The organism is Paenibacillus typhae, assembly GCF_900099765.1.
Lineage (GTDB): Bacteria > Bacillota > Bacilli > Paenibacillales > Paenibacillaceae > Paenibacillus_AQ > Paenibacillus_AQ typhae.
Map to the genome: position 1 here is coordinate 51288 of NZ_FNDX01000030.1, position 13617 is coordinate 64904.

Sequence of the window (13617 nt, forward strand, 5' to 3'; positions counted from 1 at the left end):
ATTTCAAATGATAATTGTGATGAAATCTCCCAGACTTGCCCTCCAACCTATGAGAGCGTATTCTTAAATATAGAAATGATCTATCAGAGCACGAGAATTTTGGAAAGTGGGGCTAGTTGAATGATAAGAGCAACTGAAGATAATGAATATTATGAGCTGTCAAGTCCGACGATTCTGCCCAAGGCTTCGGGCTTCCTGTGGAATGAGCAAATGATGATCCATATGAACTGCAGGGGGTATGCGGTAGCCCAGTTTATGCAGCCTGAGCCTGCGAAGTATTCGTATGCCCCGAATCTGGAGGCCAAGACCTTCATGCAGCCGGAGCAGCCTTATTATGCACATCATCCCGGCCGGTTTGTCTATATTAAGGATGAGGAGAGCGGCGAGCTATTCTCGGCTCCATATGAGCCTGTCCGTACGCCTCCGGATCACTATACCTTTGCTGTAGGCAAACATAATATTGTCTGGAAAATAGAGCGTAACGGCATTGCCGTCGAAATGACGCTGAGCCTGCCCAAAAATGAGCCGATGGAGCTGTGGCGGGTGAAGGTGACCAATCTGTCCTCCGCTGCCCGGAAAATTAGCATGTACCCCTATTTCACCATCGGGTACATGTCCTGGATGAACCAGTCCGGTGAGTATAAGGAAGCTCTGCAGGGGATCGTAGCTACGGCCGTCACACCTTACCAGAAATACCAGGACTATGACAAGATCAAACACCTGAAAGACAAGACGTTCCTTCTTGCCGATCAATCTCCCCATGCCTGGGAGGTAAATCAGGAAGCCTTTGAAGGAGAGGGCGGAATCGGCTCGCCGTCAGCACTCAAAAGCGAATTGCTGGCCAACGGGGAAGCGCGCTATGAAACGCCCGTAGCCGTTTTTCAGTACAGTATCGGTCTTGCTCCGGGCGAAGAACGGGAATACCGTTTCGTGTTTGGACCCGCTCATGATGAGCAGGAGATTGCCGATATCCGTCGGCGGCTGTTCCTGACTACCAACGCAGCCGGTGAAGACGGATTTGTGCTCGCTGAGCAGGAGTATGCGGAATATATTCAGGAGGGAAAAGGCTGCATTGAAATAACCACTCCGGATGCGGACCTTGATAATCTGGTTAACCACTGGCTGCCCCGGCAGATGTACTACCACGGCCAGACGAACCGTCTGACGACAGATCCCCAGACCCGGAATTATCTGCAGGATAATATGGGCATGAGTTATATTAAGCCGCACATGGCGAGAGAGGCCTTCCTGACAGCCCTGAGCCAGCAGAATGTAAGCGGAGCCATGCCGGATGGCATTATTTTGCATGAAGCGGCTGAGCTTAAATATATCAACCAGGTTCCGCATACAGATCACTGCGTCTGGCTGCCGATCTGCCTCATTACCTATCTGGATGAGACGGATGATTACAGCATCCTGGAAGAGGTGGTTCCATATTCGGGCGGAGAGGAAACCGGCACTGTCTTCGAGCACATCGACCGGGCCATGCACTGGCTCATCCATGAGCGGGACGGAAGAGGTCTGAATTATATTAATCAAGGCGACTGGTGCGACCCGATGAATATGGTCGGCTATAAGGGCGCAGGCGTATCCGGATGGCTGACGATAGCGACAGCGTATGCTTTTATGATCTGGGCGGATATCTGCGAACACAGCGGCCGGCCGGAGAACGGGAAGACTTTCCGTCAGGCTGCGGATGAGACAAATGCTGTAGTCAATCAATATTTCTGGGACGGCGAGTGGTATGCGCGGGGAATCACCGATGACAATGTAGTGTTCGGCATCAGCGAGGATAAAGAAGGCCGGATCTTCATTAATCCGCAGGGCTGGGCGCTGCTTAGCGGTGCGGCCGATGAGGAGAAGCGGGAGAAGCTGATGAGATCAGTCCGCGAACAGCTGGAAACCCCGTATGGTGTGGAAAAGCTGGCACCCTCCTACACCGCTATGCGGGAAGATGTAGGCCGGGTAACGCAAAAACATCCGGGGACAGCCGAGAACGGGGCGGTCTATAATCATGCCGCAGCCTTTTACATCTATGGGCTATATGCGGTGGGCGAACAGGATGATGCCTACCGCCTGCTGCGCAAAATGCTTCCGGGACCCGACATCGAGGACATTATCCAGCGGGGCCAGCTGCCGGTCTTTATTCCGAACTATTACCGCGGAGCCTACAGACAGTTTCCGAAGACGGCCGGACGCTCCAGCCATCTTTTTAATACAGGAACCGTGCCGTGGGTATACCGCTGTCTGATAGACGGCCTGTTCGGGCTGCAGGGTAACCGTGAAGGACTGCAGGTGCGGCCGCAGCTGCCTTCGGAGTGGAATGAGGCTGTGGTAAAACGTACCTTCAGAGGCGCACAGCTGCATGTTGAAATGAAGCGTGAAGCCGGAGTTACGGCTGCAGAGGTTTATCTGGACGGTGAGCTTGTCCGGGACGGTGTCCTTAAAGGGCTGGAAGCAGGAGGACAATATAAGGTGCTTGTTAAGCTTCCTGCGGTTAGCGGTTAATGCTTAAGTAACATAAAATGCCCAACCGGTTCCAGGGAGAGCAGAATCCCGGAGCCGGTTGGGCATTAACACTTTATTTAGTAGATTCCCTTTAAAAGGGCAATCACTTCATCAATCGTGAGGCCGAAGGATTTGTAATAATCCGTATCGGTCACCATCTGCTTCAGGATCATTTCATTGCGTTTCTTGACCTTCTCATCGGCCGACAGCCCGGTGACAAAACAGCCTTTACCTGTCACGGTATAAATCAGACCGCTTCGTTCCAGCTCCTCCCAGGCTTTTTTCACGGTAATGATACTGACAGACAGCTCGACAGCTGCCTGGCGGATGGGCGGTAGAATATAGCCGCTTTCCAGCTCTCCCTTAAGAATCTGTGCACTGATCTGATCGAATAGCTGTTGATAGATTGGTTTATCAGAGGTGTTCGAAATTGCAATATTCATTAGATTTCCACTTTCAAGAATCGTTTGTAGCCAATATGATAAGCTAAAAATGTGAATATTGCAAAAATCGCGATACAGGCAAATAAGATGGAGAGTTGTGTAGTTATGCTGTCAGCGCCGCTTCCTTTAAACAGGTCATGCACTAAAGGGCTTTGAATGCCCAGCCATTCTGCACCCCCGGCGAACAGGGTAGCAGCAGTAATCGATACGATGGAGGCTGCGCCGTATTTATACGCTGTCTTGTAATACATAGCAATAAACAGAAGATTAAAGATGGCGAGCATCACCAGACACAGCCCCCAGAAACCAATGGACGGCGCAAAGAAATAATAGGTCAGATTCGGATATAGGCGGACACTGATCAGGCCATAGATGACAGCAATCACAATATGCAACAGCTCCAAAAGAACAATTAAGGCGACCTTCGCTTTGACGATATCCTTTTTGGCTACGGGCAGCATCCCGGTGAACATGAGATCATTCTGGCTTTTATACCCGCCGAACAAATTCGGTACTGTTATAAAACAAAAGTATAGGATAACAAGAAAATACAGCCAGCCCGGGATTAACATCAAAGCGCCTGTCAAAAGGGGCAATATGTAGAAGAATGGATTTACGCCTAACTTGAGTTCTTTGAGCAGTAAATTATACATAAGCTTCCTCTTTTCTTGAGTAGTAGATCATAATTTCCTCGAGATTTGGAATTGCAGAGACAATGCCCGGTGATGGTTCAAAATCTTTCGTATGGATCAGGCCGGTAAAGCCGAAAGAATTCGTTTTATAAGAAATCAGCCGGTCCTTGACCAGCTCCAGCTGCTCTTTTGTTCCATTCAGCAGGCGAAACGCATCGACGAACGCTTCCTTCTCGGCACTGTTCACAATTTGTCCGTCATGGATGTAGGTAATATAGTCAGCGCATTTTTCCAGGTCGGATGTAACATGGGTTGAAAAGAGAATGCTGATTTCGCCGTCCTGCACCAGTTCTTGAAAAATACTTAGAAGATTATCTCTGGCCGCGGGATCAAGGCCGCTTGTCGGCTCATCCAGAATAAGCAGCTTGGCGCCATGCGACAAAGCGAGGGCCAGACTGTATTTGACCTTCATTCCGGTTGATAATTCGGCGATCTTTTTATCTTCAATCAGATTGAATTTTTTCAGATATTTGCGGTAGGTTTCGTCATCCCAATTGCGGTAAAAGGATTTGACTACATTCGTTAACGTTTTGATTTTACTGCGGCTGTAAAAGTTGATGTCCCCAAAGGCATAGCCGATTTCCTGCTTCAGCTCGACTTCGTGCTGCGTTATGTTTTTCCCGAGGACATGGATCTCGCCGCCATCCATGCTGATTAAATTCAAAATGGATTTGATGGTCGTTGTTTTTCCTGCACCGTTAATTCCGATGAAACCCATGATATAGCCCTTTTCCAGTTGAAAAGACACATCTTTTAATGAAAAGTGTTCATAATGCTTATTTAAATGTTTGATATCCAATACCAGCATGAGATGTACCTCCTTGTTGAAATTGTGTATTTCGTGCATACACAATATATCATCGGGGGATTAGGGTGTCAATTCCTGTGTGAGATCATTATGTGGCTGAGAATGGCGCCTTGATCGTTGATCAGGGGGAGGAAGTGTCCGCTGTTGATATACCCAAGGAGGACATAGAGCTGGTTCTGAAAGAGCTGGTATCCGATAATAAATTTCAGATTGTGTTATGCGGCAAAGAAAGTGCCTATGTGCTGGACAGTGTATCGGACACCTTTTTTACTATAGTAAACAAATATTATCACCGGTTAAAAAGAGTGAAGAGCTTCGATGAGGTGAACGATCAGATTCTAAAATTTGCACTGTCCTGTCCGGATGAGGAGACGCTTCAGCTAAAAGATCTGCTGCAGAGCAGCATCGGCAACATAGTAACTCCTGTCTGTCTCCAGCGGGCATGGAAGTATTGATCTGATTGTGCCGAAGTTCCATAAGGCTTCCGGCATTCAACTGCTGCAGGACAAATGGGGTATAAAAGATGACGAAACGATGGCCTTTGGTGACGGAGGCAATGACATTGAAATGCTGAGACATGTAAAATACAGCTTTGCTATGGAGAACGGATCGGATGAAGTAAAAGAGGCGGCAAAATATATGGCACCGGCTAACATTAACAGCGGTTCTATTGGAGATCTCTGGAGGGAACAATAACCTGATGTTTGATATTTTTGGGCAGCTCAACTGGCGGTTGATTTCAGCCGGATTGTTCAGATTGTGCTATCAGTTGAGGCAAATCGTTCTACACGAATTGGCAGCTTCAATGATAGAATTATTTACTGTAGTGTGAAAATTTTACTAATAGTAAAAGAGCTGGAGGGAAGTTGAATGGATCATAAGAATTTCAGCAACTTTAAATGGCTTAACGAAAGCAGCATCCGGTTTGAAAATAAAGCAATGATATTGTACGCTCCCAAGGATAGTGATTTTTTCTGCAACAACGGGACTGTATCTGAAGAAGGAATTACGCCAAGCTCGCTTACAAACGCCCCGTTTTTTTACACAGAGGTTTCCGGTGATTTTGTGATGCGGGTTAGGGTAAGCCATGATTTCCGGGATGTATATGATTCTGCTTCGGTTATGGTCATGAAGAACCTGGAGGTATGGGCCAAGCTGTGTTTTGAATTGACGGATTTTAATACCCATGCCGTTGTAAGTGTAGTAACGAATACGTTATCAGACGACGCAAATGGCAACAATATTGACGGCGATTGTGTATGGCTCCAAGTGACCCGTGTCGGCCAGGCCTTTGCTTTTCATTATTCGTTAGACGGTGAACAGTTCTACATGGTGAGATTCTTCAATTTACCTGTACAGGAGACTGTAAAGCTAGGCTTCGTTCCTCAGGCTCCCAATGGCAACGGCGGTGACAGACGCTACTCTGGCTTCTCATTAGAAAAGAGAACCGTGAAAAATATTAGAGCAGGGGTATAGGAGAAAGTAAAAGCATGGTGCCTTACATTCGCGAATGAGGGCTCATTATCCGGATTGCAGAACATGTTATTCACGGAGACCAGTAGTTGAATTAATCTATAAATAATATGCCAAAGCGGTGCTCCTTATTGTGGGCACCGCTTTTTTTCCCGGGAGGCTATAAAAAACACTATGCTAGACACCAAATTGCCTTAAATGATGATCTAAATGTTTGTAAATGCCTTTGCCCCATTGTTCAGGCGTTAGCGGGCCGAAAAAGGGGTGAGGGTGGGGAGAGCATTTTTCCGGACCGTCACTTTGAAACTTGGTAATGTTTTGTTTCAGCTTTTCTTGCTCGGCCCCAAAATCTCTGTTATCCGAAATAAGGATCTCCGGAATGGTTGACATATTAAGCGGGAGCGGTTTGTCGTTATAGAAAACAGGTTTTACGAACCGGCCGATCACTCTTCCCAGCCAGCCTCTCGGGGGAGAGGAATTCCCCATCGGGATGTCTTGAAACGCTGAACAGTGAGCGAGCATTTGAGCAACTTGCATGGTTCCCCACTGAGGGGTTGATTGCGGACTTAATTGATCTATGCGCCGTAATATCTCCGCAGCATGTGTTTTATCGTAGATATCTTTCATAGGAACACTCCAATCTGTTCATTTTGATGATATCTCTCAAACGCATCAATATTCTTATGTGCATCCTATCAATTTGGCGTTATGCTGTCAAACTTGGTGCTTTTAGTCTGATTTTTCATAGATATATTACATGTGTAATGCTACTATATATTGAAATAAACTGGCTGCGGGAGCGGTTATATGAGTGCTTACTCAGTTCACGATATCATACATTATTCGCTGATTTCTTTTGCCGAGTACAGTCCTGATCCAATTTACATTCTGAGCAACGATAAAAAGGTAATCTACGCCAATCCTGTCTTCGAAGAGCTATATGGATGGTCAATGGAAGAGCTGATCCAGCTTGATTTCCCCCATATCCCCCTGGAGCTTAGGGAAGAGCTTGCCCAGATGTATACTTTCATCGATCAGGGCCGGAAGTTGTTTGCTCTTGATACGTTCCGCATTAAACGAAGCGGGGAACTGATCAGTGTCAAAATAACCATTTCCCCAGTAAAGGATCCGGAAGGATGCATTATGGCTTATGTATGTGTACTGAGGGATGTAACGGAGATTAAGTTCTCTGAACTAAAGTACTACAAGCTATTTAATGAAGCAAATGATCCCATTTTTATCTACGAACAGAACCCGGATGGGAAGCCGTCAAAATTTCTGGACGTCAATGAAGCAGCCTGCCGGATGCTGGGGTATACACGCCGGGAACTCCTGGACAAAACACCGTGTTGCATAGCAGCAGAGTCGTTGCAGAGCGAGGTTGATCATCTGTTTGAAAGAATCCTTGAAGGAGACGGAATGTTCGTTGAATGGATTCAGGTAACAAGGGAAGGGAGAGAAATTCCCGTAGAAATCAGTGCCAAGCCCTTTAAGCTGAACGGCCGCAAAATGGTCATTTCGATCAGCCGTGATCTAACGGAACGGAAGAGGACCGAGGAGTTTCTCAGATATACAGAGAGTATTTCCATGATCGGTGAGCTGTCTGCGGGCATTGCCCATGAAATCCGTAATCCGCTTACCAGCATACGTGGATTCGTTCAGCTCCTGTTCTCCCATGCGGTAAAAGGCAGTGAGTTTCATCAGATCGTGATATCGGAGATAGACCGGATCAATTCGATTATCGGTGAAATGCTGCTGCTAGGCAAAGAAGCCCCTTCCAGTCTGGCTGACTATAATCTGGTCCAGCTGTTAAGACAAGCCGTCGTGCTGCTGAATGCCCAGGCGCATATGACTAACATTGAGATTCTCATGCATACAAGTCTTGTCGGCCTTACGCTTAAAGGATCAGCCAACAAACTGAAGCAGGTCTTCATCAATGTTCTTAAAAATGCAATTGAAGCAAGCCCGGACGGAGCAGAAATTAACGTAGAGCTGGACCGCACAGAGAATATGGCCATCATTCGGATCAGCGATAATGGACGGGGCATCCCGGCAGAATACATAGATCAGATCGGCTCGCCTTTCTTCACGACCAAATCGGGAGGACACGGGCTCGGGGTTATGATCAGCAGAAAGATTATACATAATCATAAAGGAACATTTCTGTTCAAGGCGAATCAGCCTTCTGGAACGATTGTTGAGATTACACTGCCTATAATGTAGCGGTACGCGCTATAATAACAAAGAAATAGAAGAAGAGAAGACTGCGCCGGATGATCTGTCCTGAGTTCTCTCTGATAAAATGGAGGCTATTATGTTTCAGGTAACAGAAGCAACAGGGTGTCCTTTTGACAGAACCTATTTATTGAAGGAGGATCGCAGGTTTGATATCCGCGATTATGGGGCGGGGGCGGACTGTTCTCCTATGGTGAATACTGAAGCAATTAATAAAGCGATCCAGGCAGCCGCTGCCGGAGGGGGGACGGTCGTTATTCCTGAGGGCAGCTTCAGAGTATACACGGTCCGTCTATTGAGCGGCGTCAATCTGTACCTGTCCGCAGGCAGCGTACTTTCTGCAGCCAGAACGGACATCACCCGGTCCTATGAGCTGCAGATTGGAGAAGGCGGCAACTATGATGAACCTGAGGCCAATCTGTATGCCGGCTTGCAGGATCACGGCCATACTTATTTTGCCAACAGCCTGATTTATGGCGCGGATATCCGTGATGTAATGATTTACGGGCCAGGGCTGCTGGATGGAAGCTCTCTAAATGATAAGGGGGATCTGGAGCAGATTCTGATGGGCGGGGACCCGCATGAGCCGGTGAGCCGTAACGGGCCGGGACACCAGGGAGAATGGTTCGGGAACAAGGCGATTGCGCTGGTACGGTGTGAAAATGTGGCCTTCTGCGATTTTTCGATCCTGGCCGGCGGCCATTTTGCGATTATTACAACCTGTGTCAAAAATATGGTTGTCGAGCGCATTCTGGTGGATACGAACCGCGATGCGTTTGATGTGGACTGCTGTGAGAATGTGACGATTGTGCATTCCGTCTTCAATTCCCTGACCGATGATGCCATTGTGCTAAAAGCCTCTTACGGCGGCGGAATATTCATGCCGCTGCGGAATGTGCTGATTGAGGACTGCATCGTCAGTGGCTACGACATGGGCTCTGTATATGCGAAAACGTATACACAGGACAAGCTGATTGCTACTGACCGCTGCGGCCCTACCGCCCGGGTCAAGCTGGGTACGGAATCCACCTGCGGGTATGACCTCGTCACGGTGCGCCGCGTCCAGTTTAAAAGATCCAGAGGCTTTGCGCTTGAGGCTGTCGACGGGGCGGATTTGAGCCATATTATTTTTGAGGATTCCACTATGGAGGACGTAAGCAGCTCACCCATCTTCATTAAAGCAGGAGACCGCGGCCGGTTTCCTGTTACGGGGAACAGCACCGGAGATGACTTCATTCCGGGCGCGGATGCCCCGCCGAATGTGCGGCTCGATCAGACGCACTGGGTACTGCCGGCCAAGGAGCCGTATCAAGTGTACCCGGCGCGGCGCTATCTTCCGTCCTATAACAGAACCCGTAAGGTTTCGGCAGACGGCGCAGCTTCCTTTTATATTGTAGACCCTGAGCAGCCTCTCCGGCTCAATCCGGCGAACATTCATGAAGAGAACGGCAGATTCTTTGCTGTCCGCTATGATGAGCTGTCGAAAAAGTATGTGCCTGACTATGATAAAGAGCTGCGGGAAAGCGAGCTTCCGCTGTATGCCAATGCGAACGGCAGTGATCACATTGCTTATGTTCACGACATTATCATCCGCAATATTACGGTCAGAAATGCCGATCCCCGCTATCCGATTGAAATCATGGGGCTGATGGGCAGCCGGATTAAGAATGTATCTATTACCAACATCAAGGTGGAATATCGCGGCGGTCTGAGCCTGGAGCATGCGGTGGAGCAGCGCCAGCTGAATACCAACTGGGAATATACCCAGTATGGCGGGAACAAACGCAGTGTGCAGTCGCTTCCGTGGCTGGTGAACACCTTTTTCCTGAAAAATGAAGGGCTGCTGCCCCGGGTGGAATGGAATCCGGAAGCGGGAGTATGGAAGGCTGCTCCCTTCAACGTACCGGAGCTGCCGGAGGTTTATCCGGAGCCGAGCAACTGGGGAATTCTCCCGGCATACGGACTGTATGCAAGACATGTGGAAAATCTGCTTCTGGACGAAATCGAGCTGCGCTATCTTACAGAAGATACCCGGCATCCCATTGTGCTTGATGATGTCGTAAACGGCTCACTTCAGAATATCCGCGCAGACCATGCAGAAGGTGTTGCAGAAATTGTCCTCGTGAAAAACCGGTTCAAACGGCCTGCAGGACTGGAATATGTACCGGATTATCTATATCAGCAGACTGAAGTTGAGCATGTAGCTCTGGACAGCCGTTTGTCTGTCAAGACTGTAGAAATCGGGGCACCTGCTCCGGGGACGCCCAAGGATTCGTTGTATCCGTATGAAACGGTCGCCATTCCTGAGAATGGATACAGCTATCCGGTTGCCACCCACGAGCTTCCTTTACCGCAGACGGTATTCCGGCCGTTCTTCGCCTTTGTTCCGGAGCAGAGTGTCCGGGCGGGTGAACTCCTTTCCTTTACCGTTGTAGCCAGGCAGCCTGCGTATGAGGCTTCCGCCCGTGAAACGGACGGCAAAATTTATAATGAGACCGCCTCGGATAGGGACCCGGCCGTACAGGGGATTGCTGAGCCGATGATGTTGACAGCTGGTAAGCTGCCTGAGGGGGCGAGCTTTGATCCCTCTTCTTTTGTACCGGGCAAGTCCTGTGTGTTCAGCTGGACACCTGCTGCGGATGATGTGCGGAATGAACCCTATATTGCAGAATTCATTGCTGATGACGGGATGATCCCGGTTAAACTTAAAGTCAGCATTAAGGTGACAGGATGAGCTATATGATGAGGTATATTAAAAGCGTAGATCCCAGACGGCTGGTCATTATGGTGATCGGCAACATCTTTCTGGGAATGGGCATCAGTATTTTCAAGCTGTCCGGCATGGGGAACGATCCCTTCAGCGGCATGGTGATGGCCCTTGCAGAGCTCAGTTTTATCAGCTATGCTAATTTTCTGATTTTACTGAACGTAGTGCTGTTCGTTGTTGAATGGATCACCGGAAGGAAGTTTATCGGAGCCGGAACGTTCGTCAATGCTATTTTTCTGGGGTATATCGCTACCTTCTTTTATGATATCTGGATAGAGGTCCTGGGTGAACCCCAGTTGCTCTGGCAGCGGGTAATTACTGTCGCGATTGGTGTAGTGGTGTGCAGCTTTGGGGTGTCCTTGTATCAGAGCTCTGATGTCGGAGTAGCTCCCTACGACGCGCTGTCCCTCATCATGAAGAATAGAGCGCCAAAGATTTCTTATTTCTGGCACCGGATGTTTACGGATGCGCTGTGTGCGCTGGTCTGCTTCCTGGCTGGGGGCATCATCGGTCTGGGCACGCTGGTATCCGCATTCGGTCTGGGTCCGATCATTCATTTCTTTGATGTGCATTTTACGAACAAGCTTCTGGGCAAAACGGGTGCAAAAGCAGGCGGCGGCCCCGTTTCGCTGTAGAGGATGCTGAACGATAGTTGTACCAAGCGATAGTTGCACCGAACGATGGTTGTATTGAACGATAATTGTGCTGGACGATAACAAGGTATCCCGGACTTCGCAGCCTGCTGCGGACCGGGATACCTTGTTTTATTGCGGGCCCCAAATGCCCCATTTGCTACGTCCGAGCCTGAAGTTGCCCGCCCGGGCCGCAATAGAGGGAAAATTCCCACTAAGTGAGCCAAAGTTGACCCGCCCAAGCTGCAATAGAGGGAAAAATCCCTCTATGTCGGCAGAAGCAGCCCCAACTGGCCCCGCCCTACTCAGGGCGCCCGCAGTTTTCAGGCAGCTGCTCAGCCGCGGCGGTCCTTATTGTCCTCGTGATCCGGGGCAAATCCGGGAGCGGTTACCTCCGGATCATCTCCGAGTACAGCGCCGACGATTTCGTCGAGCTTACCCGCTGCTCCTGTATCGCTATCCGCTTTGGAATCCGGCTCCGGGATAGGGTGCACGCCCGGTTTGCGTCCGTCCAGTGGAGCGTCCTTGTTGTCCTTCATGGGATAATCTCCTTTCTATGTGCAGACTCTGTCTTAGGATGTGTCACAAAAAGCCGTTCTATGTAACGATAACCGCCACCGGGTCCGGTGAACCACACTGCCGCTGTCCTTTTGCCCAAACGCCCGCTGCCATTTGCTAATATTGTGATAAATATTATAGACTGGTTTCTGTGAGCTTTTTTCCAAAAGGAAAATTTATTCAGAAACGGGGAAGTTTAATGAATGTAAGAAGACAACCGAAGTCCAATAAGCTGAAGATTTTTTCAAAAGCAATATTAGTAGCCATCGGAGCCATGATCGCTGCTTACGGGCTGGAGGCTGTGTTAATACCCAATAACGTCTCGGATGGAGGCGTGACCGGTCTCAGTATCGTGGGCTCGGAATTGTTCGGACTGCCGCTGGGGCTGCTGATTGCGGTCATTAATATCCCATTTGTGTGGCTGGGTTATAAACAGATCGGTAAAAGCTTTGCCCTTTATTCCATTCTCGGAATTGCTTCATTAGCAGTCGGCACTGTCCTTATGCATCACGTACCGACCATTATTCAGGGGGATACCTTGCTTGTAACGGTGGTCGGCGGGATTATTATCGGTTTCGGGATGGGTCTTGCTTTGCGTAACGGCGGGGCGCTGGACGGGATTGATATGCTGGCTGTGCTGCTGTCACGGAAATTGCCTTTTGGTACGAGTGACCTGATCCTGTTCCTGAACACCTTTGTGTTCATTGTCGTGTCAACCGTGTTTGGTCTGCAGGGGGCGATCCTGTCAGCACTTGCCTATTTTATTGCTTCAAAAGTTATACATATCGTAGAGGAAGGTCTGAGCGGCTCCAAAACGTTCAAAATCATCACCAACCAGCCTGAAGTCATGGTCGAAACCATCCGCGACCGGCTGGGCCGGGGAGCAACCTATACCGATGCTTACGGCGGCTACTCCAACGAACAGTTCAAAGAAATCACCTGCGTCATCAACCGTCTGGAAGAAAGCAAGATTAAAGAGATTATTCATGAGATTGACCCGGGTGCTTTTGTTGTAGTGTACGATGTGGCAGAAGTGAAGGGCGGAAACTTTAAAAAGAAGGATATTCACTAATCACCCTATGACGCGCTTGCCGGAGGACCGCTTTTCTTCCGGAGGTGCGTTATTTATTTAGAATAATGCTATAATCGGCATAATCTCTCAAGCCCCCTAATCGAATTGGAGTCCTCAAGATGCATAAGGTACACTAATAGAGAAGGGGATGAGGAACATGAAGAGCAATAAGTTGTACGACGAACAACGGATCAAAGTTGCCCAAGAAGCGATTAATGGAACAAAGATATCTTTCCTTGCCCGTAAGTATTCAGTTTCTCCGAGCACGATTGCGAACTGGGTGAAGTTCTACAAAGAACGATTCGGTGAGCAGGCAACACCCTCTGTTAGCGAACGTATCGAAGATGCAAAACGTGTTCAGGAGTTAGAGGACAAGATGGACACTGCGATTAAACTCCTAGGCGAAAAAGATCTAGAGATCGAGCTTCT

General features: G+C 48.8%; 14 protein-coding genes. 9 read left to right on the top strand and 5 right to left on the bottom strand.

Annotated features, from left to right (window positions below; genetic code table 11):
• The first annotated feature begins 120 nt into the window (after positions 1–120).
• A complete protein-coding gene (locus BLR64_RS20675) occupies positions 121–2508 on the top strand; it encodes a GH36-type glycosyl hydrolase domain-containing protein (protein ID WP_090717035.1) in 2388 nt (795 codons plus the stop codon).
• A gap of 77 nt (positions 2509–2585) precedes the next feature.
• Here BLR64_RS20675 and BLR64_RS20680 read toward each other — a convergent pair whose 3' ends face one another.
• The 3 genes from BLR64_RS20680 to BLR64_RS20690 are packed head-to-tail and all read right to left on the bottom strand — an operon-like array spanning position 2586 to position 4451.
• On the bottom strand, positions 2586–2951 hold the full coding sequence (locus BLR64_RS20680) for a GntR family transcriptional regulator (RefSeq protein ID WP_090717037.1): 366 nt from the start codon (positions 2949–2951) through the stop codon (positions 2586–2588).
• Positions 2951–3604 carry an ABC-2 transporter permease gene (locus tag BLR64_RS20685; RefSeq protein ID WP_090717039.1) on the bottom strand — a complete coding sequence of 218 codons (654 nt, stop codon included), beginning with the start codon at positions 3602–3604 and terminating at the stop codon, positions 2951–2953. The genes BLR64_RS20680 and BLR64_RS20685 overlap by 1 nt, the downstream gene beginning before the upstream one ends.
• A complete protein-coding gene (locus tag BLR64_RS20690; protein WP_090717041.1) occupies positions 3597–4451 on the bottom strand; it encodes an ABC transporter ATP-binding protein in 855 nt (284 codons plus the stop codon). The genes BLR64_RS20685 and BLR64_RS20690 overlap by 8 nt, the downstream gene beginning before the upstream one ends.
• A 92-nt stretch (positions 4452–4543) precedes the next feature.
• Here BLR64_RS20690 and BLR64_RS31055 point away from each other — a divergent pair, with 92 nt between their 5' ends.
• The 3 genes from BLR64_RS31055 (at position 4544) to BLR64_RS20700 (ending at position 5927) form a co-directional block, all read left to right on the top strand.
• A complete protein-coding gene (locus BLR64_RS31055; protein ID WP_279615477.1) occupies positions 4544–4906 on the top strand; it encodes an HAD hydrolase family protein in 363 nt (120 codons plus the stop codon).
• Positions 4907–4913: 7 nt separating this feature from the next.
• The gene (locus tag BLR64_RS31060; protein ID WP_279615478.1) at positions 4914–5147 is read left to right on the top strand and encodes an HAD hydrolase family protein; all 234 of its coding nucleotides are present in this window, start codon (positions 4914–4916) and stop codon (positions 5145–5147) included.
• Between the two features lie 174 nt (positions 5148–5321).
• The gene (locus BLR64_RS20700) at positions 5322–5927 is read left to right on the top strand and encodes a DUF1349 domain-containing protein (RefSeq protein WP_090717042.1); all 606 of its coding nucleotides are present in this window, start codon (positions 5322–5324) and stop codon (positions 5925–5927) included.
• A gap of 174 nt (positions 5928–6101) precedes the next feature.
• Here the strand turns inward: BLR64_RS20700 and BLR64_RS20705 are convergent, their stop codons facing one another.
• On the bottom strand, positions 6102–6551 hold the full coding sequence (locus tag BLR64_RS20705) for a DUF1569 domain-containing protein (RefSeq protein WP_090717044.1): 450 nt from the start codon (positions 6549–6551) through the stop codon (positions 6102–6104).
• Positions 6552–6731: 180 nt separating this feature from the next.
• Between BLR64_RS20705 and BLR64_RS20710 the strand changes: the two genes are divergently transcribed.
• From BLR64_RS20710 to BLR64_RS20720, 3 genes are all read left to right on the top strand, one after another.
• Positions 6732–8147: a PAS domain-containing sensor histidine kinase gene (locus BLR64_RS20710; RefSeq protein ID WP_090717045.1), complete on the top strand. Its 1416-nt coding sequence runs from the start codon at positions 6732–6734 to the stop codon at positions 8145–8147.
• A gap of 91 nt (positions 8148–8238) precedes the next feature.
• Complete coding sequence (locus tag BLR64_RS20715) at positions 8239–10893, top strand: glycoside hydrolase family 28 protein (protein ID WP_090717047.1); 2655 nt, start codon at positions 8239–8241, stop codon at positions 10891–10893.
• Between the two features lie 5 nt (positions 10894–10898).
• Positions 10899–11561 carry a YczE/YyaS/YitT family protein gene (locus tag BLR64_RS20720; protein WP_090717060.1) on the top strand — a complete coding sequence of 221 codons (663 nt, stop codon included), beginning with the start codon at positions 10899–10901 and terminating at the stop codon, positions 11559–11561.
• Between the two features lie 332 nt (positions 11562–11893).
• Here the strand turns inward: BLR64_RS20720 and BLR64_RS20725 are convergent, their stop codons facing one another.
• A complete protein-coding gene (locus BLR64_RS20725; RefSeq protein WP_090717049.1) occupies positions 11894–12097 on the bottom strand; it encodes a hypothetical protein in 204 nt (67 codons plus the stop codon).
• Positions 12098–12315: 218 nt separating this feature from the next.
• On the opposite strand from BLR64_RS20725, the gene BLR64_RS20730 reads away from it, so the two are divergent.
• Both BLR64_RS20730 and BLR64_RS20735 read left to right on the top strand, forming a co-directional pair.
• The gene (locus tag BLR64_RS20730) at positions 12316–13188 is read left to right on the top strand and encodes a YitT family protein (RefSeq protein ID WP_090717051.1); all 873 of its coding nucleotides are present in this window, start codon (positions 12316–12318) and stop codon (positions 13186–13188) included.
• A gap of 157 nt (positions 13189–13345) precedes the next feature.
• The coding region (locus BLR64_RS20735) for a transposase (protein ID WP_167360744.1) at positions 13346–13617 on the top strand (272 nt) is incomplete at its 3' end.

Coding starts and splice junctions, on each gene's coding strand:
- BLR64_RS20710 (WP_090717045.1), top strand. CDS start 6,732: ATGAGTGCTTACTCAGTTCACGATATCATACATTATTCGCTGATTTCT.
- BLR64_RS20705 (WP_090717044.1), bottom strand. CDS start 6,551: ATGAAAGATATCTACGATAAAACACATGCTGCGGAGATATTACGGCGC.
- BLR64_RS20680 (WP_090717037.1), bottom strand. CDS start 2,951: ATGAATATTGCAATTTCGAACACCTCTGATAAACCAATCTATCAACAG.
- BLR64_RS20715 (WP_090717047.1), top strand. CDS start 8,239: ATGTTTCAGGTAACAGAAGCAACAGGGTGTCCTTTTGACAGAACCTAT.
- BLR64_RS20725 (WP_090717049.1), bottom strand. CDS start 12,097: ATGAAGGACAACAAGGACGCTCCACTGGACGGACGCAAACCGGGCGTG.
- BLR64_RS20690 (WP_090717041.1), bottom strand. CDS start 4,451: ATGCTGGTATTGGATATCAAACATTTAAATAAGCATTATGAACACTTT.
- BLR64_RS20685 (WP_090717039.1), bottom strand. CDS start 3,604: ATGTATAATTTACTGCTCAAAGAACTCAAGTTAGGCGTAAATCCATTC.
- BLR64_RS20720 (WP_090717060.1), top strand. CDS start 10,899: ATGATGAGGTATATTAAAAGCGTAGATCCCAGACGGCTGGTCATTATG.
- BLR64_RS20730 (WP_090717051.1), top strand. CDS start 12,316: ATGAATGTAAGAAGACAACCGAAGTCCAATAAGCTGAAGATTTTTTCA.
- BLR64_RS20700 (WP_090717042.1), top strand. CDS start 5,322: ATGGATCATAAGAATTTCAGCAACTTTAAATGGCTTAACGAAAGCAGC.
- BLR64_RS20675 (WP_090717035.1), top strand. CDS start 121: ATGATAAGAGCAACTGAAGATAATGAATATTATGAGCTGTCAAGTCCG.